This is a genomic window from Neobacillus drentensis NBRC 102427 (genome assembly GCF_001591445.1).
GTDB classification, from domain to species: Bacteria; Bacillota; Bacilli; order Bacillales; family Cytobacillaceae; genus Neobacillus; species Neobacillus drentensis.
This window is the reverse complement of the sequence record NZ_BCUX01000023.1, coordinates 1-23,957: the sequence shown is the minus strand read 5'-3', so window position 1 is coordinate 23,957 and position 23,957 is coordinate 1. Positions and strand designations below refer to the sequence as shown.

Annotated in this window: 22 protein-coding genes; 6 read left to right on the top strand and 16 right to left on the bottom strand. The window is 36.2% G+C overall.

The genetic code is table 11. The annotated features are described in order from the left end of the window. Nucleotides 1-606: 606 nt before the first annotated feature. Together BDR01S_RS12755 and BDR01S_RS12750 are read left to right on the top strand one after the other, a co-directional pair. Nucleotides 607-1,779, top strand: a complete 1,173-nt coding sequence (locus tag BDR01S_RS12755; protein ID WP_066254738.1) for an MFS transporter — start codon at nt 607-609, stop codon at nt 1,777-1,779. A 72-nt stretch (nt 1,780-1,851) separates the two neighbouring features. Further along, complete coding sequence (locus BDR01S_RS12750; RefSeq protein ID WP_066254734.1) at nt 1,852-2,175, top strand: hypothetical protein; 324 nt, start codon at nt 1,852-1,854, stop codon at nt 2,173-2,175. Nucleotides 2,176-2,273: 98 nt separating this feature from the next. Here BDR01S_RS12750 and BDR01S_RS12745 read toward each other — a convergent pair whose 3' ends face one another. Next, nucleotides 2,274-2,597: a DUF3231 family protein gene (locus BDR01S_RS12745; RefSeq protein WP_268874678.1), complete on the bottom strand. Its 324-nt coding sequence runs from the start codon at nt 2,595-2,597 to the stop codon at nt 2,274-2,276. Between the two features lie 385 nt (nt 2,598-2,982). Between BDR01S_RS12745 and BDR01S_RS12740 the strand changes: the two genes are divergently transcribed. Both BDR01S_RS12740 and BDR01S_RS12735 read left to right on the top strand, forming a co-directional pair. Further along, on the top strand, nt 2,983-3,870 hold the full coding sequence (locus BDR01S_RS12740; protein WP_066254729.1) for a permease: 888 nt from the start codon (nt 2,983-2,985) through the stop codon (nt 3,868-3,870). Nucleotides 3,871-3,882: 12 nt separating this feature from the next. Further along, entirely contained in the window at nt 3,883-4,731 is an 849-nt protein-coding gene (locus BDR01S_RS12735) for a TIGR03943 family putative permease subunit (RefSeq protein WP_066254726.1), read from the top strand. A 51-nt stretch (nt 4,732-4,782) separates the two neighbouring features. Here the strand turns inward: BDR01S_RS12735 and BDR01S_RS12730 are convergent, their stop codons facing one another. The 14 genes from BDR01S_RS12730 to BDR01S_RS12665 form a co-directional block, all read right to left on the bottom strand. Continuing rightward, nucleotides 4,783-5,715, bottom strand: coding sequence for a metal ABC transporter substrate-binding protein (locus BDR01S_RS12730; protein WP_066254723.1), 933 nt, complete (start codon nt 5,713-5,715; stop codon nt 4,783-4,785). Between the two features lie 257 nt (nt 5,716-5,972). Beyond that, nucleotides 5,973-6,311, bottom strand: a complete 339-nt coding sequence (locus BDR01S_RS12725) for a YmaF family protein (protein WP_066254720.1) — start codon at nt 6,309-6,311, stop codon at nt 5,973-5,975. Nucleotides 6,312-6,969: 658 nt separating this feature from the next. Then, nucleotides 6,970-8,127: a teichuronic acid biosynthesis protein TuaH gene (gene tuaH / locus BDR01S_RS12720; protein ID WP_418303027.1), complete on the bottom strand. Its 1,158-nt coding sequence runs from the start codon at nt 8,125-8,127 to the stop codon at nt 6,970-6,972. Between the two features lie 15 nt (nt 8,128-8,142). Next, nucleotides 8,143-8,901 (bottom strand): teichuronic acid biosynthesis protein TuaG, encoded by a 759-nt coding sequence (gene tuaG, locus BDR01S_RS12715; protein WP_066254714.1) that lies wholly within the window; start codon nt 8,899-8,901, stop codon nt 8,143-8,145. A gap of 21 nt (nt 8,902-8,922) precedes the next feature. Further along, nucleotides 8,923-9,600 (bottom strand): hypothetical protein, encoded by a 678-nt coding sequence (locus tag BDR01S_RS12710; RefSeq protein ID WP_066254711.1) that lies wholly within the window; start codon nt 9,598-9,600, stop codon nt 8,923-8,925. Nucleotides 9,601-9,614: 14 nt separating this feature from the next. Continuing rightward, entirely contained in the window at nt 9,615-10,952 is a 1,338-nt protein-coding gene (gene tuaE, locus BDR01S_RS12705) for a teichuronic acid biosynthesis protein TuaE (protein WP_066254707.1), read from the bottom strand. 75 nt (nt 10,953-11,027) lie between these two features. Next, on the bottom strand, nt 11,028-12,371 hold the full coding sequence (gene tuaD / locus BDR01S_RS12700; protein WP_157406162.1) for a UDP-glucose 6-dehydrogenase TuaD: 1,344 nt from the start codon (nt 12,369-12,371) through the stop codon (nt 11,028-11,030). A 41-nt stretch (nt 12,372-12,412) separates the two neighbouring features. Beyond that, on the bottom strand, nt 12,413-13,606 hold the full coding sequence (gene tuaC, locus BDR01S_RS12695; protein ID WP_066260019.1) for a teichuronic acid biosynthesis protein TuaC: 1,194 nt from the start codon (nt 13,604-13,606) through the stop codon (nt 12,413-12,415). Continuing rightward, on the bottom strand, nt 13,606-15,066 hold the full coding sequence (gene tuaB / locus BDR01S_RS12690; RefSeq protein WP_066254701.1) for a teichuronic acid biosynthesis protein TuaB: 1,461 nt from the start codon (nt 15,064-15,066) through the stop codon (nt 13,606-13,608). The genes tuaC and tuaB overlap by 1 nt, the downstream gene beginning before the upstream one ends. Nucleotides 15,067-15,082: 16 nt before the next feature. Then, nucleotides 15,083-15,742 carry a sugar transferase gene (locus BDR01S_RS12685; RefSeq protein WP_066254698.1) on the bottom strand — a complete coding sequence of 220 codons (660 nt, stop codon included), beginning with the start codon at nt 15,740-15,742 and terminating at the stop codon, nt 15,083-15,085. Nucleotides 15,743-16,023: 281 nt separating this feature from the next. Continuing rightward, nucleotides 16,024-17,334, bottom strand: coding sequence for a hemolysin family protein (locus tag BDR01S_RS12680; protein WP_066254690.1), 1,311 nt, complete (start codon nt 17,332-17,334; stop codon nt 16,024-16,026). A gap of 72 nt (nt 17,335-17,406) precedes the next feature. Then, a complete protein-coding gene (locus tag BDR01S_RS12675) occupies nt 17,407-17,820 on the bottom strand; it encodes a MerR family transcriptional regulator (RefSeq protein WP_066254687.1) in 414 nt (137 codons plus the stop codon). 163 nt (nt 17,821-17,983) lie between these two features. Beyond that, complete coding sequence (gene map / locus BDR01S_RS12670; RefSeq protein WP_066254684.1) at nt 17,984-18,724, bottom strand: type I methionyl aminopeptidase; 741 nt, start codon at nt 18,722-18,724, stop codon at nt 17,984-17,986. A gap of 555 nt (nt 18,725-19,279) precedes the next feature. Then, nucleotides 19,280-20,074, bottom strand: a complete 795-nt coding sequence (locus tag BDR01S_RS12665; protein WP_066254681.1) for a hypothetical protein — start codon at nt 20,072-20,074, stop codon at nt 19,280-19,282. Between the two features lie 172 nt (nt 20,075-20,246). Here BDR01S_RS12665 and dsdA point away from each other — a divergent pair, with 172 nt between their 5' ends. Beyond that, entirely contained in the window at nt 20,247-21,584 is a 1,338-nt protein-coding gene (dsdA, locus tag BDR01S_RS12660; protein ID WP_066254678.1) for a D-serine ammonia-lyase, read from the top strand. After that, a complete protein-coding gene (locus BDR01S_RS12655) occupies nt 21,585-22,175 on the top strand; it encodes a VanZ family protein (RefSeq protein WP_066254675.1) in 591 nt (196 codons plus the stop codon). A gap of 61 nt (nt 22,176-22,236) precedes the next feature. On the opposite strand, the gene BDR01S_RS12650 is transcribed toward BDR01S_RS12655, so the two are convergent. Then, a complete protein-coding gene (locus BDR01S_RS12650) occupies nt 22,237-23,595 on the bottom strand; it encodes an arsenic transporter (protein WP_066254673.1) in 1,359 nt (452 codons plus the stop codon). Between the last annotated feature and the right edge of the window lie 362 nt (nt 23,596-23,957).

Genomic DNA, 23,957 nt, shown 5'->3' with positions numbered 1-23,957 from the left:
TGAAAACCCTATATCCAATAAAACTACAGTATTTTTCTCTTGAAAAATCTAGTTTAATGAACTAATGTATTAAGTCTTGAACGAAGCGAGGAATACAAAAAATGAGCTTACTAAATGTAGAAAATTTAAGTCATACCTTCGAAATGTCTTTCATAGAGGTGATGAAAGACAAAACTCGTTCTAGAATCAGAAGAAATGTCCTTCAAATTGTTCATGAAAGACAAACCTAGGTTGGAAAGCCCAAGAAATGTCTTTCATTAAAGCTTCAAGATTATTTTTGTCCGCATTAGCCCTTAATTGCGGACTTTTTTTAGCTTCCGTACTTCTCAATTCCATATTATCCAACAACTAGCATTTGCTAGCTACTCGCTATCATATTCCTAAGTAACTGATACAACCTATGGTAACTTGTTTTCTTGTTGGTATCCTTGGGTTGCTGCTCTTTTCTCACCAACCTGCCGCCGTCAAAGAGAGATTGCATACTATTTCCACCAAAGGAAATAATTGATGGAAGAGGCTTGTTTTCTGACGTCGGTTTCCATTATCTTATTAGTAGGAAGTAAGTATAATTCACGACTTTAAAAGTCACCTAGGAGTGAAAATTCTTTGCAATCAAAGTCCGCTTTACCGATTTTATTTGTAGTTATGTTTTTGGTGATGGTAGGATTCGGAATTATCATTCCGGTTTTACCTTTTTATGCCGAAGAAATTGGGGCGAATCCCACAGAATTAGGTTTGTTAATGGCCGTTTATTCGCTCATGCAGTTCATTTTCGCACCGATGTGGGGTCATGTTTCCGACCGAATTGGGCGTAAACCAGTGATGATGATTGGGATTGCTGGACTAGGTCTATCCTTTCTGATTCAAGCCATGTCAACAGAGCTTTGGATGCTATTTGCGGCAAGAATTATTGGTGGCATTCTTTCCTCTGCTAATATGCCAACCGCCATGGCTTATGTTGCAGACATCACCACGGAAGAAAATCGTGGCAAAGGAATGGGAATAGTTGGTGCAGCAACGGGCTTAGGTTTTGTTTTTGGGCCCGCGATAGGTGGGATTTTCTCAAGTTTCAGTTTGAATATGCCCTTTTTTCTTGCAAGTGGTTCCTCGTTCATAACCTTGATCCTAGTTTTTCTATTGCTAAAAGAATCGAAACAGAATAAAGAAATAGTTAGCAAAGAGAAGTTCTCTTTTGGAAAGGCGTTTAGTGGTGCAGTTACCGTACTATATTTGGTGCAATTATTAATCTCCTTATCGCTTTCTGGTTTGGAAGCAACCTTTGCCTACTTTGCCGCAAAAAAAGCTGGATTGGACGCCACTCAACTTGGCTACATTTTTATGATCATGGGGTTTGGAAGTGCGCTCGTTCAGGGCGGTCTGGTCGGTAGAATGACCAAGAAATACGGAGAGAAAATCGTTATTCAGTTGGGTATCATTGTTTCGGCACTTGGATTTGGACTGATTTTATTAGTAAATAACTTTGCAACTGCAGCCCTTTTTTTAACGATTTTCGGTTTAGGAAATGGAGTTATTCGTCCAAGTGTCTCTTCTTTAATTACGAAAACCTCAAACGCAGGTTATGGAAGCTCAACGGGTCTATTATCTTCTTTTGACTCACTTGGTCGAATTATCGGTCCACCACTTGGTGGGTGGCTGTTTTCGCTGGCGATCGGTCTTCCGTATATTTCAGGTGCGATTATTTCAATGGCAGCATTTATTTTATTTCTACTTTTTCGGCCGTCACTGGAGACAGTAAAAACTACCAATATTCAAAACTAATCATTAGGCATATGTTTATCGGACATGCATAAAATGGGTTACGAGGATGTAAGTGAAAAAGGAGCCCAGTTTATGAAATTAAAAACCTTTGTTAGTATATGTTGCCTATTGGTCACTTTAGGTTTTGCAGCCTATCTTGATTCACCCTACTCATTTATTAATAAAGACTATGCCTATTCGACCGATCAACCAGTAATGGTGCAGCCTGTTGATGTGGAGCCTGATGTACCAGTTTTGGAGGAAAAGCTAATAAATACCGAAAAAGTAGATGGTTATATCGTTGAAACTTATGAAGAATATGAGGTTTATAAAGACAAAGATGGAAATGTAATAAAAAGTGAGCCAACCGGCAAAATAGACACTCTCCAATATTGGAATAACCAACAACAACCCTAAGGACCGCTGAAATTAGCGGTCTTTAATGTTATATACATATCTCCGCTTCTCATTTTCTAACCCCTCATAAAAGCTTTTCTATCAAAGTCCAGCGGAGGCTATTCCATCCAACCTCGATTTATGAGGATATTGACGCCAATCTCCTCATAATGGATGATTTCGGCTATTATTCGTGCATAATGGATTGCCAGATCTTTTCTCATTGAAACGGACATGGCATGCGCTATTAGGGGAATACTAGTCGCTGTCGTCGTCGTGATCAGAAACATAATTAGTTTATCAGAAAAAGGAGAAATAGTTGAATCAGTGACTTCCATTGTTACAGGTGAGATTTCCAGTAAATCCTCTTCTCTAAGAAGAGTGTTAAATATATTGATTTGTTTTTCAGACAATTTTCTACCCTTGATTAAGTACTGTTTGATTTCTTTGTCCTACATCACTTGAATAGCTCCAAATATAAGCAATAATCCGATGTAATTCCTTTCAATTACAAAAAAATCTCACCGAGCTCTAATGATCCACAAACTAGAAATTTCAGGAGCTGTTAATTTAATGCTGCTTTTGTCCATTACAAAATATCCCCCAAGGTGCAATTTGTTCGTTTAATGGATTGACTAGTCCGAACATCAGGACATTACCTGTCGATTTTATTCAATAATATTAGCAAAAAGCACCTCAAATATTCCAAAATATTCTGCGATCTTTTAAGGTTAATATTAAATTATCTTATTCCAGATTTTTCGTTGGACGAATTAGTAGGATGAGAGTATAGTATTTTCCATGAGTCTTGAATTATGGAGGAATATAATGTTTGGTATATCCTTACCGCAATCTTTTTTACAGATGAATACCATTTTTATTTCGATTTTAATTGAAGCCCTGCCATTTGTGACTCTTGGTGTCTTAATATCAGGGATCATTCAAATATTTGTTACCGAAGAAATGATTGCCAAAATCATGCCTAAAAATAAAGTACTAGCCGTCATCTTTGCAAGTTTCTTAGGTATCTTATTTCCTTCCTGTGAGTGTGGGATTGTTCCTATTGTTAGCAGGCTTGTCTCAAAAGGCGTGCCAATATCAGCGGGGATTGCGTTTATGTTGACAGCACCCATCATCAATCCTGTTGTTCTATTTGCAACGTATATTGCATTTGGCAGTGACTGGAAGATGCCGTTATACAGAGCTATTGGGGCCATTATTGTAGCTATTATAGTAGGAAGTTTAATCGCTTTTCGATTTAAAGGGAGCCCGTTTAAAGAACATTTCCATTTTCACCATTCTGATGAAAAATCGACTCCATTTTATAAAAAAATCTGGCAGACCTTGGAGCATGCGGTTGAAGAATTCTTCTCCATGGGTAAATATTTAATTATTGGATCATTAATTGCAGCAGCCGTTCAAACATATATTAAGACATCGACTCTTGTTTCGATTGGTCAAGGACAAGCATCATCCTCTATCGTGATGATGACTCTCTCCTTTATTCTGTCTCTTTGCTCCGAAGCTGATGCTTTTATTGCTTCGTCTTTTAGAACAACATTTTCTACGGGTTCGTTATTAGCGTTTCTTGTGTTTGGACCAATGGTGGATATTAAAAATTTAATGATGATGCTTGCAACATTTAAAAAGCGGCTTGTTTTCATGATTGTTTCTTCCGTTTTTGCTGTTGTCTTTGTATACTCTTTGTTGTTTTAAGGAGTTGGAATTATGATAAGAAGTTTAATATTAATTGGTTTTACTTATTTAATCTTTCAGATGCATCTTACAGGTGATATTAATAAATATATTAACATGAAATATTCTTATCTTTCTGCCACAGCTGGTTATGCCTTGCTTGTATTAACGATTGTTCAAATCTTTATGCTAAGCAAAGGTGAATCCAAGGAAGCTAGTTGTGACCATGATCATTGTGGACATAATCATGCGAAAGAGGATAAATGGTATAAAAAGGTTTTAATTTATCCGATTTTCGCTTTTCCAATCATTTCAGGATTATTTTTTCCAATTGCCACCCTTGATTCAAATATTGTAAAAGCAAAAGGTTTCCATTTTCCCATTTACGATGAAGGAAAAGGAGACTCCTTTATGCAACAACAATTTTTGCGCCCTGATACGAGTGTGTATTATGGAAAAGAGGATTACGATGTATTAATGAAGAAAGAAAAGAAAAAGTATGTAAACAAAGAAACGATTATATTGAATGATAAAAATTATTTAAAAGGGATGGAAACAATTTATAACTTCCCGGGTGATTTTCTTGGAAAGGAAATTGAGTTTAAAGGTTTTGTTTTCAATGATTCAGAAACAATAAATAAAAACCAGATCTTTGTGTTCCGATTTGGTGTGATACATTGTATTGCAGATTCAGGTGTGTTTGGAATGCTAGTCGAAATGCCTGCCGGCAAGAAATTTAAAAACGATGAATGGGTAACGGTAAAAGGAAAAATATCAACCATCTATTATCAGCCCTTTAAAACAAGCATTCCTTACTTAAAGGTAGAAGATTGGACTACTACCTCTGCTCCAAAAGAAGAATATGTCTTTAGAGGATATTAAAAAGAGCCGCCGAGATTTCGGCAGCTCTTTCTTACAATAAAACAACTTACTCTAAAAAGATAATTTTAATGCCTCGAGATTTTTTTTCATAACATCAATATAATCTAATCCTTTTTCTTGTTCTTCTTTAGTTAATCCTTCTAATGGATTTAAAACTTCAGTTTTAGCACCTATTTCATTTGCTAACGTTTGAGCCACTTTAGATGAAGTAAGTCCCTCAAAATAAATAACCTTTACATGTTTCTTCTTCGTTAATTCCGTTAGTTCTTTCAATTTACCTAGGGTTGGTTCCACATCTGGGGATAATCCAGCTATCGGTATTTGTGTTAACCCATACTGTTTTGCTAAATATCCAAATGCGGCATGTTGTGTCACAAATTCTTTTTTCTCAGCCTTATTAATTGTCTCTTTGTATAGGTGATCTAAGTCAGCAAGTTGGGATTTAAAATCCTCTGCGTTTTTTTCATACTCATTTTTATGGTTTGGATCCAGCTTTTCGATAGCATTAGTAATTGTGTCGACCTCCTGCTGGGCTAACACGGGAGAAAGCCACACATGTGGGTCTTTTGAAGACGCATGATCAGAATGATTTTCCTCCTCAGATTCTAAAGCGTTCATCAATTCAAGCCCCTTTGAAGCTTCTATAACAGTTAAATCTGAATCATTAATACTTTTTAATACTTTTTCAGTCCAGCTTTCAAAGTATCGGCTATTGTATATAAACATGTCTGCATCTTGGATTTTCGCCATATCCTTTGCAGTTGGCTCCCAATCATGTGGTTCAGCACCGTTCGGTATAAGTAACTCTACATTAGCTGAATTGCCAGCTACTTTTTGGGTAAAATAATACATTGGATAAAACGTGGTAACAATTTGTAATTTTTTTGTGCCTTCACTAACTCTTTCACTCTTGGTCTGTGCTGCATTAGAACAACCACTTACTACTATAAGAAAAACAATTATCGGACATAATAGTCTTTTCATCTTCTATTTTCCTCTCCATAAAATTCCTAATTAGGAATAATTACGATTTAAAATAAATAATTATTCCATATAATATTAGTTTATTAGATTAAACAAATCGTAATTGTTACGAATTGTATCTTATAATGATTTTTTATTTATGTCAATAACAAGTTTAAAGGTTCTAAACAGCCTTATGTTTTTGATTCAGGAGTGAAGATTGAGTAATTCAATGTCAAAAAGAGACTAAATTATTAGCCTCTTTTGACATTGAATTACTATTTATTCCCTGGTGCTGGTTGGTCGACACCCCTTACTCGGTGCTTATGACCATCATTTTCCGAAGTATAAAAATCATAATGATGTACGTGCATTCCATTTCCTATAGGAATAGCAGGACCGGAATAGGCTTTATAATGATGGGTATGCCCATTCTCGAAAACAACATATCCCTCTGTATAATGAATATGATTATGATCCTGGGACTGGATTGGCGGCGAAGTTACATCTAGACACTGATGAACATGCCCTCCCGCTACAGAGGTGTAATCAACCGAACCATGATTATGATTCGGTACGAACCCCTGTACAAAATCATCCTTACTAATCTTACTCACGTTAATACCTCCTTTTTTTGAAATGCTCTATTAACCATAATATTTTAATAAAACCAGATTATGTTAAGGTCAGGATTCAATTGGTCAATTTTTTCCATAACCAAGTAAAAAAAGAGACTTCTAAGGTCTCTTTTTTGCGTTTAGAAATTAAATTCTTTGATGTTTTGCTATTTAACTATTTTTTAGACTTCAGCGGAATGGATCCAATGTTAGATCTAGTACTAATCAGACATGTAAATCTATAAAATTAATATTACAATACTTTACAAAAGGTTAACATCGACTCAACTATTTCTTAGTATTACCTGGATAAAATGTAACTATAGCAATTCCTATTCAATGGTTCTTTTTATAAATAATTTTCTGATCGGGAGGTTGTTGTATGAATAATTTTCTTAATTTTCTATTTTTGATGTTTGTTTCGGCTGCTTTTATAAGAATTTTTTATTACTCTTTTTTCAAATCAAAATCAAATAAATTTTAATGATAGTAAATATTCCTTTTCCATTGTTTTTCCACAAATTTTTCCTATCCATTCTTATTCCAATAATTAGTCCGCACATGTGCCGGTTTACACACTCAGTATTTCATAACTTAAAATAAAAAAGGAAACCCTTATGGGTCTCCGCGAATAGAATCTAACCAGGTTTGATTTAATCTATACTAATTGTAACATGTCCTCAAATACTTCGTTCCAATTTTTTGTTTTTGCAAGTGTCTTGCGTCTATGGATATAGTTTTCATGATTTTTGATACCTTCTAACTGTTCACATACATTGATGAATTGGTTAGCATCATTGGTATCTAAATGAGTATAAACAGATTCCTCAGCATATTTCTTAGTTGATGGTAAATTCATGCCAAGCACAGACTTCCCCGCTGCTAAAAATTCAAATAACTTTAATGGAAATACAGCTTGATTATATTCAGATGAACTGTAGGGCATAATTCCAATATCGATTAAGTTCATATACTTTGGGACATCGGACGGTGCGACACTACCAGTCCATAAAACATTACTCTCTGTTAATAAATTTTTAAATTTTGGATGATCATTCGTACCATCCGGACCTACTAATAGAAAAAGCCACTCTCGTTTTTTTTGTGCTACTTCCTTTATCAAATCAAAGTCAAGCTTTGGTTTAATTCCCCCGATAAATCCTAAAACGGTTCCGTCAAAGTGAACAGGTAGAATATTCTCCATTCGTGTTGGATTGTTTGCAAACAAATCAAACTCTACCCCATTTTCAAAGGTAAATACCTTTTCTTCAGCATCTAACTTTTCAACTATTCTCGTCCGTAGATATTCTGAAGTACAAAAAACCACACCTGCCTTTTGAACGATCCGATTCTCTGCCTTTGATATGATGTTCTTTCTAAAATTGGCTGAAATTGAGTTTTTCCCATTGATAGGTGAAGTCCATAAATCACTACAATCATAAACGACTTTATTCCAAGGAAAGATTTCAGATAGTATCGGAAATCCAGGAAAGGTATACCATAAATTAATAGTATACTCTTCCTGTGCTTTTTTTAAATATAGTAATATGGGCTGCAATTTTGTTCGATGAAATTCATCAATATAGCGACAAAATCGAAACACTTTGTGAGGAAGTAAATCTTGTATCGTCCATTGATTTATTCCATTTGACAATCTAGTGTTTGACTTTCCTTTTTGTACAGGTGTCGGACATAACCAAATAACCTCTTTTGTATCGGGATGATTTTGCAAATATTCAGCAAGCCTATGTCTACGGTAACGTAACTGGTCCTGTGCCCACTCCCCTGTTGCCACAATAACATGTATATTATTCATTTGTACCATCCCTTTTTATATTCTCTTTAGCACAGCATGAAAGGCATAGTGCGAAAAACACCAACAAGCTTTTAAGACGTTCAGTTTTTCTAATTTGCGATAGACAAACCAATTCATTTTTGCTGCTTTCCACTTGTTTCTCGAAATAGATGGATTCCCGGTCCGGTACTCAGCCAAATTTTCATTTAAACCGTAGGCATGGATTCCTTGTTTTAATATGGCTAGCCAGGTGGCTAAATCCTGTCTTGTTCGTATGTTAGGCATCTGAATATCTCCTGCCTTCTTTCGATCAATCATCACTGTCAAACAGCCAATAATTGTATTCTTTAACATATCATCATACGAAATTTCCGCTGGAGCAGATATCTGTTTGTTCAACAGAACTCCCTCATTGGTTACAAGTTCGTACCCGGTAAACGTAAAAGCATAGTTGTTGGTTAGCATGAAAGAAAGCTGTTTTGCTAGTTTTTCTGGTTTCCAGCAATCATCACTATCAAGAAATGCCACAAATCTACCCCTCGCATGCTGCAAGGCAATGTTACGTGCAACAGCTGCCCCACCATTCTGATTTAAAAAAATAACATGTATTCTTTCATCTTCTTTTTCATAACATCTTAATATTTCAGGTGTATCATCAGTAGAACAATCATCGACAATAATCATTTCCCAGTTTTGAAAGGTTTGCTTTCTAACAGAGGCGATTGTATGCTCGATAAACAAACTAGCGTTATATGAAGGCGTTATAATTGAGATCAATGGCTGCTGTGGACTCATAAAAAACCTCCTAAAAATAATCTATTCCCGGAAAAGGACGGGGTAAACGATCCATAAAAAGCTTAAAGTTATGCCCAATAAAATCCCTAGCACTGCTCTTTCTTTCGAGTTGAAGGCTCGATTTTCTGTATTTAAAGCATTTATATCAGCGGATTTTAATAATTTGGCTTCTTTAATGTCATAGAGAGCTGTCTTTAGTTCTAATAAGAAGCGTTGTTGGTCTACTTCCGCATCTGGACCAACTTTTTCATTTTTTAATACTTCAAAAGTTTCCTGAATAATTTTTTGTTTCTGTTGGAACCGCTCTTTATCTAAGTCCATAAAGGCACTTGTAATCTGGTTTAGAACCTCGACTGTGCTTTCTTTGGATTGATCTGTATACGAAAGGTTAACTTTGTTATCGGGACTTACAGTTACATGTAAATTTGTAAGAATTTCCTCAGATTTTGCTTCCCATAGTTCTTTCAAATAATCTTCATAAAATGGGGCGGTCGTTAACAAATTGATAACACGCTTTGGATCATTTAACTCTGGATTATTGTAGCTTCCTAGGGTTAGGGCAGCTTCTACCGAATAATTGGATTTCTCTTTTCCGACGGGAAGGAGCCATCCAATGACACCAAGCATAACCGTAATGGATAGTAATATTAGGAAGTATTTATTAATTCTTTCTTTCATACTTTGAATCATTTGTCCCATTTGAACTTTGCTCCTTAATAGGAATTTTCTTTGTGAGGTTGATTTTTTTTACCTGTAAAAACAGAAACTATACAAATGACGAAACCTAGAAATACCCAATGAAAAAATAGATTACTTATAGAACTCGGACTGATACTAGAAACCGCGAATCCAATAAGCCCCATCATACACGCTTCAAGTAACCCTTTTTGGTCCCTGTTGCTTCTAGTTTTATATAGTTTATAGAGCCTTATGAACAGATAGGCATACATAGTTATATAACCTAGCAAAATAAGTATTCCATAATTACCCATAATTTCAGCGAGCCAATTATGCACTTCGACAACCTGATTTGTAGCATAGATCGACTCGTTTTTTAAATAGAAAGGGATATTGCCTGCACCAACTCCAAATCCAAAGCTCTCTAATGAAAAGTGAAGGGTATTCTTTAGTAAATTTAATCTCGCAACATTGGATGGAAGCAGTTCATTACTTGAGTAAAAGGTCGAACCGTTAAAAAAATGGATGAACTTTTCAAAAAATACAATAACACCTACTAAAAATAATGTTGATCCGATAATGGCTGCCATTCGCTTGAAATAGACTGGAAGAAGGATAAACACATACACAATTAATCCAAGCATGACTCCAAGTAAGCTCGCCCGTGAATCCGTCAAATAAATGAGATACACACAAATAATTGCCAGAAATAAGCAAGCTGTTTTCAAAAATACTTGTTTACTATTTCTTGTAATAGATAGAAAAAAAAACAATGAAATCGTTAGAAATGTGGCAAAATCATTTTGATTAAAGAAAACAGATGTTGGATAAGAAAGCTTATATTCAGGTCCTCCGTACAAAGTCGATGTAGGCAGCTGGATATGTGCAAAATGATTGATTAATCCAATCACCATGAGTATGACTGTCATAACCATCCATATTCCATAAAACAAAAACAGATGGTTCATTTTCCTAAATGTAAAAACAGCCAAAAAAACAAACGATATTCCCATACCCAAAAGAATTAAGGACTTCATTCCCTCTATAACCGATTTTGACCATAGAAGTGAAACCGCTCCATAGGTCATCCAAAACAGTAGAAAGAGCAGAACACCCTTGACATTTGCTTGATCCCAAAATTGAGGAAGATTCCTTTCTCTCATAACGTGAAAGAAAAAGAGAATAACTGCAACGATAAGAACCAAGCGATACAAAAATAAACTGAAAAATCCGACATGAATGTTTAAAACAGATTGATTCAAAAATGTTGTCATGACTAATAAATACATAACAACTATAAATGGTGGCTTGCTGCCTTCTAAAAGAAAAGCTGACACACCTGGTGCTTTTTTAACGAGTGAATTACCTTGCATCACACTTCCTTCTCCTTTTCAAACTAACCATGTAGTGATAGCAGTTGTTTATTCCTTGAGAACTGAGCGTCTCATCTAATTCTTCGTAAAAGCCTTTGAAATAATTGATTCCGATTGAATAGCTGGTCTGCCAACTGAAAGATACGTAAAACCAAGTTGTTTCATCATCTCCAACTCAAAGAGATTCCGTCCATCAACGATCAGAGGTTGTTTCATTAATTGCTTTACTAATGGTAAATCTAATGTTTTTACATCCTGCCAGTCAGTTAAGATCATACATGCATCTGAATCTGTGATTGTTTCATATATATCTTCTGAATAGGTGCACTGGTAACCAATCTGTTTTTTTGCTTCGACAATTGCGATTGGATCATATGCCTTTACGATTGCCCCCTGCTCTGTTAAGTAAGGGATAATATCGAGTGCAGGAGAAGAGCGAATATCATCGGTATCTGGTTTAAATGCTAACCCCAAAACACTAATCGTTTTTCCTTGTAAAGAACCTAATGCCTGCAACAATTTTTTCACCAGCTGCACTCTTTGTCCTTCGTTTGTTTCAATGACAGCCTTGATTAATTTAAAATCGTATCCACAATCTTCGGAGATGTGCAGAAGTGCTGCAGTATCTTTTGGAAAACAGGATCCGCCAAATCCAACGCCCGCCTGTAAAAATTTATTGCCGATCCGGCTATCTAAACCAATCCCTGCAGACACCTTGGTAACGTCAGCACCCACGCGTTCACATATGTTGGCTATATCATTTATAAATGAAATCTTTGTAGCCAAAAATGCATTAGCCGCATATTTAATGATTTCAGCTGTTTCTAAAGAAGCTTTTACAATATTTTCTGTAAAGGGTTGATGAATCTCCGCAATCAGTTGAAATGCTTTTTCACTTGTGGCGCCAATGACTGCACGCTCCATATTCATCGTATCCTTAATGGCAGTACCTTCTCTTAAAAATTCAGGATTTGAAACAACATCAAATGGATGTTTTCCATTGTCGTATTCCCTAATCACCGATTCTATTAATTTTCCTGTGCCGACGGGAACTGTACTTTTTGTGACAACTACTTTATAGCTATTTAAATTTTCACCAATTGATCGAGCGACTTGTTTTACATAGGTTAAATCAGCTTTGCCAGATGATGTCATTGGGGTCCCGACTGCAATTAATATCACCTCAGCCTCCTTTATCTCTTGACTGATATTAGCGCTAAATTTAAGGGATCCTTTCCGAACATTCTTATGGACCAGCTCTTTTAAACCTGGCTCATAAATTGGCATAATTCCCTCTGTGAGTTCCTTTATTTTTAATTGATCAATATCACAACAAGTAACCTGGTTTCCTGAATCGGCAAAACATGTACCTGAGACGAGACCTACATACCCAGTTCCAATAACAGCTATTTTTTTCATCAAATTCCATCCTTCCTGTTGTTTATTACTCGCTAGACTGACTATATCGTTGAATAAATGGATTCTATTGTTCGTTTGTAGACAGCATTTAGCAAAACTGCATTGTGATCAACATGATAATTTTTTTGAATATTTTCATACAGTTCAAGCTGAACCTGCTTGGAAAAAAGATTTCTGTTTAGGATAGCGCTTATCCGATTTACAAGGCTTGATACTGACTTACTTTCGATTAAAAGCTGACGATGCTCCCCAAATAACTCCGGGACACCTCCGACTTCCGTACAAACCACAGGTACCTTCAGGGCTAATGCTTCGATAACAACAGTTGGCAAACCTTCTGTATAAGATGGGAGAGCAAACACATCACTAGCTAACAAATAATCACTTACTCTTTCATTTTCAACTTGCCCTGTTAAGAATAGCCTTCTATTGAAATCGGAATGCTGCCTTAACTTATTTTTAGCTGGTCCATCCCCAACAAATACAATGGCTACATCATTCGAAAGCCAATGCAGTGAATGAGCGAGTTCAAAAACTCCTTTAGCCTGTGTTAACCTTCCTATAAAAACAACAATTTTTTTTTCTTCAGGGAGCTGTAGCCGCCTTCTGATTTCCCTTTTGGTTTCATTGGTAGGTTGAAACCGGGATAGATCCACCCCAATGGGGAGTACCATACTATCTCTGCCTGCTAACTCCTTTGCTTTATTCTTAAGGCTTTCACCCACTGCCAATACCAGATTTGCCGCCTGTACTGTTTGTTCGAATACTTTTTTTGCACCTGCACTAAAATAGGGATAAATATTCACATCACTTCCATGTAATGTTAAAATCCACGGCAGCTTTTTTTGTTCCGCAACAATCCGTGCTGCCCCTCCAGATGGCATGGCAAAATGAGCGTGGATTAAATCAGGCTCTATTAGGTAATCAGACATTGTTCTTAAGATGGAAGCAGCAATCCGTTTATCAGGCTGGGCCCATCTGAGCTGGCCCGGCAGCGCTAAATAAGGTGGTCGGTAGACTGTCACTCCTTTTCGGTGCGACTTAAATGGAACCCCGTTAGTAGTTCGATAGTGTTTCTTCATATAACTGACTAGAACAGGAAGACGCGGCACGGGACAAATAACAGTAACCTCAACGCCTAAACGGATTAATGCTTGAACTTGCGTTTCGTGAAAAACACCAAGACCAGGTTTTTCGTCACTTGGATACACACTTGTAATCCATAATATCTTCATCATGTTTGCCCTCTTATTTGTTTTTTTACGATCCTCAAGAAAAAATCAGGATAAATCTTATACAAAAGCAGAATATAGACAAGTCCACTTAAGCCGACTGAAAAAATAAGCGGCCAGTAACTAGTTTTCGGAAAATACCAGACAGTAATTTCTTTCAGATAAAAAGCGACAACCGAGATAAGCATCGATAAAAGGAAGGGTAAAGAAATAGTTTTCAAATATTGCCGAAAACGCAACTGTATCAACCAATTAAGTAACCATCTTCCAACGAAAAAATTCACCAGACTTACACCTGCATAGGTCCACGCGACAACTTCCAATTGATTCGTCATTACAGCAAGCCATAAAGACGAGCTATAGACAATGAGAACAGCCGCATCCCAATAAAAAGCAATATTAGCCTTTCCTTTTGCTAAAATAATGGAGCCATTTGGATTCATTAAAACCCTCAGAATTCCTACAATTGCCATGATTTGCACAATTGGAACGGCGTTCAGCCACTTCTCTCCAAAAATGGTTAGGATGAAAACATTAGACACAGCCGTAAGACCCATCAAGATGGGAAAAGATACTAGACTTAATAGCTTTGTCATGTGTAAGAATCCATCTGTTAATAAAACTTGATTTTGGTGACTTTTTGAAAAAACTGGAAAAGCTACTCTTGTAATAATTGGATTAATCTTTAAAACCGGAATGGTCACGATTTGGTAGGCAAGATTATATATACCGAGTGCTTCTGCTCCCATAAATCTTCCGATTAAAATCACATCAATGTTGGAGCCGATTCGATTGACTAATCGTGAGGCTAATTGGAATGCACCGAATGCCATATATTCCTTACATTCAGACAAATCAAATACGAATGAGGGACGCCATTTCTTTTGATAACAGAGAAAATATAGAATGCCTTTGAGTGAATTCATCACAACTTGTGAAATAACAAAGGCATAAATGGGACGAATGGTAAAGATGAGAATGACCATTGTTAGGAATGAAATTATTGTTGTCCCCGCTTCAATCAATCCAAGTAAATTAAAACGTAATTCTTTTTGTAACAAATACTGACATTGCTGCCCGACCGGAGCGATTAGAAACATTACTGCCAAAAGCCGAATAAGCTCCACTAATTCACTTCGATGGAAGTACATCGCAATCAGAGGGCTTAGCAGGAATAGGAGCACAAACAATCCGATACCTACTGCCATATTTAGCCAAAATAGTGTTGACAACACACGTTCCGAGACGACTTCTTTTTGAATCACGGCTGTGCCAAAACCAAGATCGAGCAAAATCTGAGCGAACACTACAATCGTGGTAATCATTCCAACTAGCCCAAATTCGGATAAACTCATTATTTTTCCTAGTAATGCAAACTGAATAATTTGAATCGCTGTAATGATAAGGGTAGAAATTCCAGTCCACTTTACTCCTTTATGTAGTTGCTTTCTAATGACTGACATATACTTCCCGCCTTTTTCAACGTGCTCCCTCACCTGTGAGTATTACTTTAAACGTCTTCAAAATTATTTTTACTTCAAGTGAGAAGGTTAAATTTTGTATGTATGCCAGATCATATTTAAGTTTTTCGCTTGGAGAAATATCATATCCCCCACTTACCTGAGCAAGACCCGTAAGACCTGGTTTAACCACCAAGCGATTTTCGAATCCCTTTATCTCTTTATTAAATTGCGCTGTAAAAAAGGGCCTTTCTGGTCTTGGACCCACAATGGACATGTCTCCTTTTAAAATATTGACCAATTGAGGAAGCTCGTCGATGCGAGTCTTTCGGATGAATGCACCCACATGAGTGATCCGTGGGTCATTTACCTCTGCCCACTTCGCCCCTTCTTTTTCGGCATCGATTGTCATCGAACGTAGCTTCACCATCTTGAATCGTTTTCCATTTTTGCCAATCCTCTCTTGAACATAAAATGGAGAACCTGGTGTCTCCATAACAATGAGGATCGTAAATAAGAGAACAATCGGCACAGCAATGATTAACCCAACTGATGCAAGGATTATGTCATACGCTCTTTTTAAATAGAGATAATACTCGACGTTTTTTGATAATGTAAGATTGGATGATCGTATTTTCCGATAATCTTGGTAGAAATTGTAGCTCTTTTCAGTACTCACAAATTTATCACCCCAAAAGATTTAATAAAAAAGAGACTTGCTAGCTCTTACGTAAAGTATAGGTACATAACTTGAAGTTGCTGTTGAGCAAGGGTGAAGAGTTTGTAAACTATTTAGAATATTTATTAAGATTTTGAAGGTTTTGTAAAGATTTTTACAAAACCTAGGTAGATTTATCGATAAAATGAAAAAAACTGACACAAAAAGGATTTAGACTTTTCCTTTTGTGCCAGTTGGCTATTAAAAAAAAACTCCCTCTTATCACAATAAGAGGGAGTTGGTTATGCGATTGATTCTTGATTGGTAATTTTTAAAATTTCTAAGGACTTAATATGGTAACCGTCTATTTCAAGCACTTTAAATACATAATCGTCATATCTCACTTTATCGCCTTCGACGACATCCATTTTTTCTGATAATATCCAGCCGCCGATGGTATCCATATCTGAATCGTCAAGGTCTATGCCGAATAAATCATTAATTTCATCAATTAAGACTTTACCCTCAACGATGGTTTTGTTTTCACTAATTTTATTAATTTCAGGTACTTCGTCCGCATCAAACTCGTCGCGGATCTCACCGACAATTTCCTCAAGGATATCCTCGACTGTGACTAAACCAGCCGTACCCCCATATTCATCCATTAGGATGGCCATATGAACACGCTCTTTTTGCATTTTCAGAAGCAAATCATGGATTGGGATCGATTCAATTACCTGGATAACTGGGCGAACATACTCTTGTATCGATGTTTCAACATTCTTGCCTCTAATATATTCGGTAAAGACTTCTTTCATGTTTACCATACCGACGATGTTATCCTTTTCACCATCGATGACCGGATATCTTGTATAATTTTCTTCCGTCACGATTTGAAGACATTCGTTTAGAGATTGTGAAATATCAAAAGCAATAATCTCGGTGCGCGGCACCATAATTTCATTGGCATTTCGATCATCAAATTCAAAAATATTGTTCACATATTTATATTCAGATTGATTAATCTCCCCGCTCTTATAACTTTCGGAAATGATTAATTGAAGTTCTTCCTCAGAATGCGCGACTTCATGTTCGGAAGCAGGCTTCAAGCCGAAAATTCCAACGATAAATCGTGCAGAACCGTTTAAAGCTTTTATAAAGGGATACATGATTTTGTAAAAGAGAATCATCGGCCTTGCAAATAACAAAGTGACCTCTTCGGCTTTTTGGATGGCAAAGGTCTTTGGTGCTAATTCGCCTACAACTACATGAATAAATGTTACGGATGCAAACGCAACTACAAATGAAGTAATACTTGCAATCGATTCAGGCATATTAAAGTAACTTAAAAGCGGGCGAAGGATATGCTCTACTGTCGGTTCACCCAACCACCCAAGTCCTAATGCTGTAACTGTAATTCCTAATTGACAGGCAGATAAATATTCATCAAGATTTGTAACAATCGTTTTTGCCGCGATCGCGTTCTTGTTCCCTTCGCTTACGAGTTGATCGATACGTGTACCGCGGACTTTAACAATAGCAAATTCATATGCTACAAAAAATGCTGTAAACGCAATTAAAAGTGCTATTATTAGTAGATTACTAATGATCAATGGTCTCCTTACTTAATAGATATAAGTAAGGAATACACCTCCTGTTTTTTACGTGATTATTTTAATCATTATCTAGCTAAATAGTAATAATAATGTTTGAGCCAATGTGATCCCTTCAGACGATAATCTATTAACATACTTTTCTCTTTGTTGATCGTTTAATTTTTGTAGAATCGGTTCCATCACATGGATCTCTTCTTTCAGGTGCTGCATAATACTGGCAATTTGTTTAAAATGTTTTTCCACTTTCTGCTTATCAATCGTATTGTCTGACTTAATTAATTCAATCGAAGATTTTATTTCCTCAAGCGGCATATTCAAATTCTTATAATGTTCAACCATATTTAAAATTTGAAGACACTCATCACTATACAATCGATAATTAGAGTCCGTCCGAATAGGGTTTAGTAAGCCTATTTGGGTGTAATAATCAATTGTTCGTTTGGAAATATTCTTTAATTTTGCTATTTCACCAATTCGATACAACTCCCCAAATTACTCACCCCTTCCAAGTCTAATGTTAATATAACTATACCATAGTTTAAACCGTACAGTCAACGTGTTGGTTTTTGTGAATGGTGTATGACCTTTTAAAAAAATAAATAGAATATAGAACCTCGCATACGGAAGGCTCTATACTCTATTCTGATTAACGAGTTAATATGACTGGTCCGTTTTTAGTGACGATGAGTGTGTGTTCGTACTGAGCTACGAAGCTTTTTTCTGTTACAAAAGTCCAGCCGTCCTCTAGTTGAAACACTTCTTCATCATGTGTGGAGATAAATGGTTCAAATGCAATAACCATTCCTTCTTTTAGCAATCCGTTGTCTGAGGTTTCATTATAATTATATATGTAGTCAGGTTGTTCGTGGATGGTTCGGCCAATACCGTGTCCCGTCAGATTCTTAATTACGGTTAATCCTTGATTTCTGGCCGTTTGGTATACGACCTTACCCATTCCGCTGATTTTGGACCCAGGTTTTGCTTTTTTTAGTCCTGCTTCAAACGCCTCTCTCGCAACATCGCAAATTTTTGTTAAAATTTCTTCACCTTTTCCAATTACAATTGAGATGCCCGTATCAGCAAAATAACCGTTTTTGGAACCAGAAACATCTATATTGACAAGATCTCCTTCTTGAATTACCCGACTACTAGGGATTCCATGAGCCACTTCTTCGTTAACACTTATACAAGTATATCCCGGAAAATCGTATTCACCTTTGGGAGCAGAAATGGCGCCTTCCTTCTCAAATAAATCCCCGGCGATATCATCGAGTTCTTTAGTGGTTACTCCAGGTACCGCTCGTTGTACTAACTCATCACGAATCCCGGCAACGATTCTGCCGATTTCTTTCAATCCATTAAAATCCTCTTCCGTCTTTGCAATCATTCTTTTTCCCACCTATATCATTTTTATCTTTATTAAATGTTCAACTATTAGATTGTACATTTATCCCCTGATAAAATCCAAGTATAATCCTTGGAAGTGGAGAAAAAAACAAAACTAACTCCTTTTTAAAAAAGATATCTTGTCCTTAATCGAGTAAGCAGTAATAGTAAAATAAGCGGAGATTTTCCGGTTAAATGCAAGATGGAGCTCGTTTTGGGGTATATAAGCAGAGGTTTTCCGGTTATGCAAAGCAAAATCTTCCCTTTTCGAATTTTTCGAGTCAATAGGCGGAATCTCTCCGTCTATTTAAGCCTTTTTTAATAATAATTACGAATTAAGCGGAATTTTTCCGTCTATTTATTAGCCCAGGTGAATAACCTACCTCCCCCAACAGATAAGTGCGGATCCTGTCAAAGTTAATGAAATTTCGTAGAAACCTTGATAAATAAAGAAAAAGACGTATGCGATTCATACGTCAATTCTTGTGTCTTTTAATAAGAAAGCACCCGAAAACGGAACCCCTTTAAACAATGGCTGCTCTGTATTTTTTATTTATCATAATAATTTTACTTTTTTGATGAAGTTTATTTCATTTTGAAATTTTTCAAAAATTTCTTTGTAGGTGGAATTGATTAAAAGTGGAAAAAGGTTTTCTAGTGCTTCTTGGTAATCTTGACCTAACGCTTCGCGGAGAAAAACGTATTCATGAAAAAGCAGTGCTTTTTCAAAATCAATCCCTAATTCATGTAGGCCTTTATACAAGTCCTTCTTTGGGATCCGTAAGATTTTCTTAAATATTTTTATATTTTTCTCAATGAACTTCTCTTCTAAATAGCGCGTGACGTAATCTGTATAAACCATTTGTCCAATTGTATTTGTTTCATTTTTTGAATAGTTGAAGCCAATGACACGATCTTCTTTATTTTCTCGAATAATATATGTTTTGCTCCCTCGTAAATGGGTGATAAAATTTTTGACACTCTTATCAAAAATTTTATCAAATTGAATGATCTTTTGCAGTTTGACAGCAAAATCAGTATGTTCTTCACCCACCACAAATAATCTGTCAACAATCGGTAATAGTTTTAAAACGCCCTCGGAAAGCTGACTTGAGGCATCATAAATAATAATATCATACTCGTTTTTCATTAACTTCACTTTTCGTTTTTGTTCGGTTAGAGACAGTTTTGAAAATTCATGGATGAGCTCATTTGAAGTCTCTTCTTTTTCTAACTTCCCATAAGAAATAAATGCTGCTGCTGTATTTGTATTTAATTTAAGCCAATAGTATATGGATAAAGCCAGTTCAGTAACACCTGATTTTGCCTTTGGTGAATAAAAGCCGACCAAATACATGTCCCTCACATGCCTTTTATTTAAATCATATTCAAAAGGTAAATAAGTGTTAAAGACAAGCGACTATTAAACATTTAAATAACGCAGCAAAAAAATCTTATGATAAAATTTATCTATATTCATAATCGTGTTTGATAATTATTTACAATAGGACAGGGGGACCACAATGAATAACAGTGAAATAAATAAAAGTCTTGATATAGAAAAACTCCCATTAATAGAAAAACTCAAATCGTTAGATGAAATATTTTGGGTGAATCCTAACCTTGAAAATTCTAAACTAGCAATTGATAAATCTCCTTTGACTGCAGCGGACATTAAAGCTGCGGAGGAAAGATTGAATCGCTTTGCTCCCTATATTTCTAAGGTTTTTCCGGAAACCAGAGCAGCTAATGGGATGATTGAATCTCCATTAGTAAGAATACCCTCAATGCGGAAAAAATTGGCTCTGGATAACGGACAGCCTCTCTTAGGTGATTTATTACTAAAGTGTGATAGTCACCTTCCGATTTCAGGGTCCATTAAGGCGCGCGGCGGTATTTATGAAATACTCAAACATGCAGAGCAATTGGCGCTCTCCCATCAAAAGCTAACGATTCAGGATGATTATTCGATTTTAGCAAGTGAAAAATTCAGAGTATTCTTCTCCCAATATTCTATAGCAGTAGGTTCAACTGGGAATTTAGGATTAAGCATTGGTATTATCAGTGCAAAATTAGGCTTTAAAGTAACCGTCCATATGTCAGCGGACGCAAAACAATGGAAAAAAGACTTGCTTCGCAGCAAAAATGTTCAGGTAATAGAATATGATTCTGACTATAGCGAGGCTGTCACGCAGGGTCGTATCCAAGCAGAAGCAGATCCTAGCTGTTATTTCGTTGACGATGAAAATTCCAAGGATTTATTTTTAGGCTATGCAGTCGCTGCCTCCCGGTTGAAGCATCAGTTAAAACAGTTAGAGATCGTCGTCGATGAAAATCACCCTTTAATTGTTTACCTTCCATGTGGGGTTGGCGGAGGTCCAGGGGGCGTTGCTTTTGGATTGAAGCAAGTATTTAAAGATAATGTCCATTGTTTCTTTGCAGAACCGACACACTCTCCGTGTATGGTACTTGGATTAATGACAGGGTTCCATGATCAAATTTCTGTCCAAGATATCGGAATTAACAATGTTACAGCTGCGGATGGACTTGCTGTCGGCAGGCCCTCGGGATTTGTCGGTAAAGTAATTGAGCCTTTCCTTAGTGGGAGTTATACCATAAGTGACGAAAACTTATATAGATTGCTAAAGGACCTCGTCGATACGGAGGATATTCATTTAGAGCCCTCAGCACTCGCAGGGATGATTGGACCTGATAACTTATGTAGAGACGGGATGGATTACTTACGGAACAATAAGGTATTGGATAAAATGAGTAATGCTACACATGTCGTTTGGGCAACAGGCGGCAGCATGGTTCCTGAAGACATGATGGCACAATATTATCAAAAAGGATCAAATTAATTGAGAAAAACATCAATCCTTTCATTGTTGATTTCTTTCATATTATTTATTATTTTTTCGCCTGTATTTATTCGTTCAGTAGCTTATCTTCACCCTATCGTATTAGCCGTGATAATGTTCGGGATTATTTGCTTTGTCTTTGTTGGAATTTTATTTATCCGAAAAGAAACGATTAACCTTTCCTTGCCATTCTTGGTAGGTTTGTTAGCCCTCTATACGATTGCACTGTTGATTTTGTTATTTTTTCGACCCAGCGAACAAAGTTATAACTCAATGAACCTTCAACCCTTTTCCACGATTTCATTTTATCTATCCGGGAAAGTGAACGGGTTAATCTCTTTTTATAATTTGGCTGCCAATGTATGTTTGTTCATTCCTTATGGGATATACATAGGATTAAAAAGTTATTCTCTATTAAAGGCTTTCCTTGTTCCTTTGGTGATTATAGCTTTCATTGAGGTTCTCCAATTCGTTACCCATCGCGGCAGCTTGGATATTGACGATTTGATTTTGAATTTATTTGGGGTCATTCTTGGTAATTTGCTCTTTCCTATTTTTAAGAAAATTATAATTGTCTCTTCGGAGAATTGAAAAATACCATGCCTGTTCCGTTTATTCCAACGTGAAAGGCTTGGTATTTTCATTCTTTTAATCATTTTACAAAGACGAGTAATAGCCACAGATACAAGCTAAATAAAGTGAATACCAATGTAGGGGGAATAACCACGAAGGTGATTTTCATATAATCCAGCCAAGTTATTTTTATTTTATTCGTTTTTAAAATATGCATCCAGAGTAAAGTTGCTAACGTTCCTATTGGTAATATGAGCGACCCTATGTCACTGCCGATGATGTTTGATAGGTAAACAGTTTTCGTTAATAAGGAGCCTAGTCCCATATCAGTCAAGGCCAATGTTGAGATCATTAAGGCAGGATGATTGTTAAAGATATTCGAAAGAAAGGCAGTAATCACACCCATGGTTATACTAGCATGCAGCAAACTATCACTAACGATTGGTTTTAGATAGGTTAATAGCAGGTTCGATAATCCAATATTGTGTAATCCGTAGATAATGACATACATACTAAAGGCAAATATTAGTATATGCCACGGGATCTTACCGACCACATCTTTAGGGTTTACTTTTAAGTAGATCCATCTCCAAATCAATAAGATAACAGAACCACACACGGCAACCAACGAAACGGAGATGCCAATAAAGGAAGCCACGAAAAGACTAATCCGTACAATGAATACAAAGATGAGCATGTTGATCATGAGTTTCTTTTGTTGATTAAATAGGCTTTCAGAGCCTTGTTGTAGAGGATGGTATGGACGGTTTTTTTGTAGTGGTATGGAAAAGGAATGGAAGCGTATTTCTTTTGGAATATCTTTCTTGAAAACGAGGAATAGGAGATAGGATAAAAATAGTAATCCCAGAACCCCTGGAACAAACATCATTTCTGTTTGGAGATACAAATCCATTCCGATTATTTTCAAGGCGATTAGATTAACAATATTACTAACACCGATTGGAGCACTTGATGCAGTCGCTATTAACGCTCCACTTAAGAGAAATGGTATCTTTTGCCTGTTTTTTAACTTTAAATTATTTAAAATTAAAATTAGTATGGGTGTTGTAATTAGTATGCTTCCGTCGTTGTTAAAAAATAGAGTCATTAAAAAGCAGAGTAATAAGGTATTCCAAAATAAGCGAATTCCTGATCCTTTTGATATTTTTAACATTAAAGCAGCTGTCCAGCTAAAGAATCCAAAGCTTTCAAGTACGATAGCCATAACGATAGTAGCTATAATAGTAATCGCTGCACCTGTTACCTTTGAGCCTATGTCAAGTAAATCTACCATCGAAACGCTTCCACTAATAAAAACGAGGATGGCCCCTATTGTTGCAGGGATTGCTTCATTCATATTTTTTGGACGGATAAAGATCAGGACCATTGTCAGAATAAATGCAAAGATGGTAATGATTACCGTCGATTGATGGTACATATAAATTAATTTACTCCCTTCACTTAAGTTTCCTTCGAGATTTTTCCGTTTATTAATTCTTGTCCTGTGCTTTATAGTACGTGCTATCGATGGGGCTTGTTCTAAACGAATGTCTCGGAAAGGGATAAATCAGCATGTATCTAGAAATATTTTTAAAAATATGAATGGATTTTTACCTATTATTTTTTGCATAGGCAAATGTCGTCCATCCTTGTTATTAGGTATATGTACCAATTGATTTGACAAAAAAACCGATACTTATAAAAGTATCGGTCGTTTATGTTAATTCTTTTTACCTTTTGGGCCTTTTGGTTGTTTTTTCCCCTTACTACCGTGGCTGCCTGAACTTCCGCTGCCTGAAC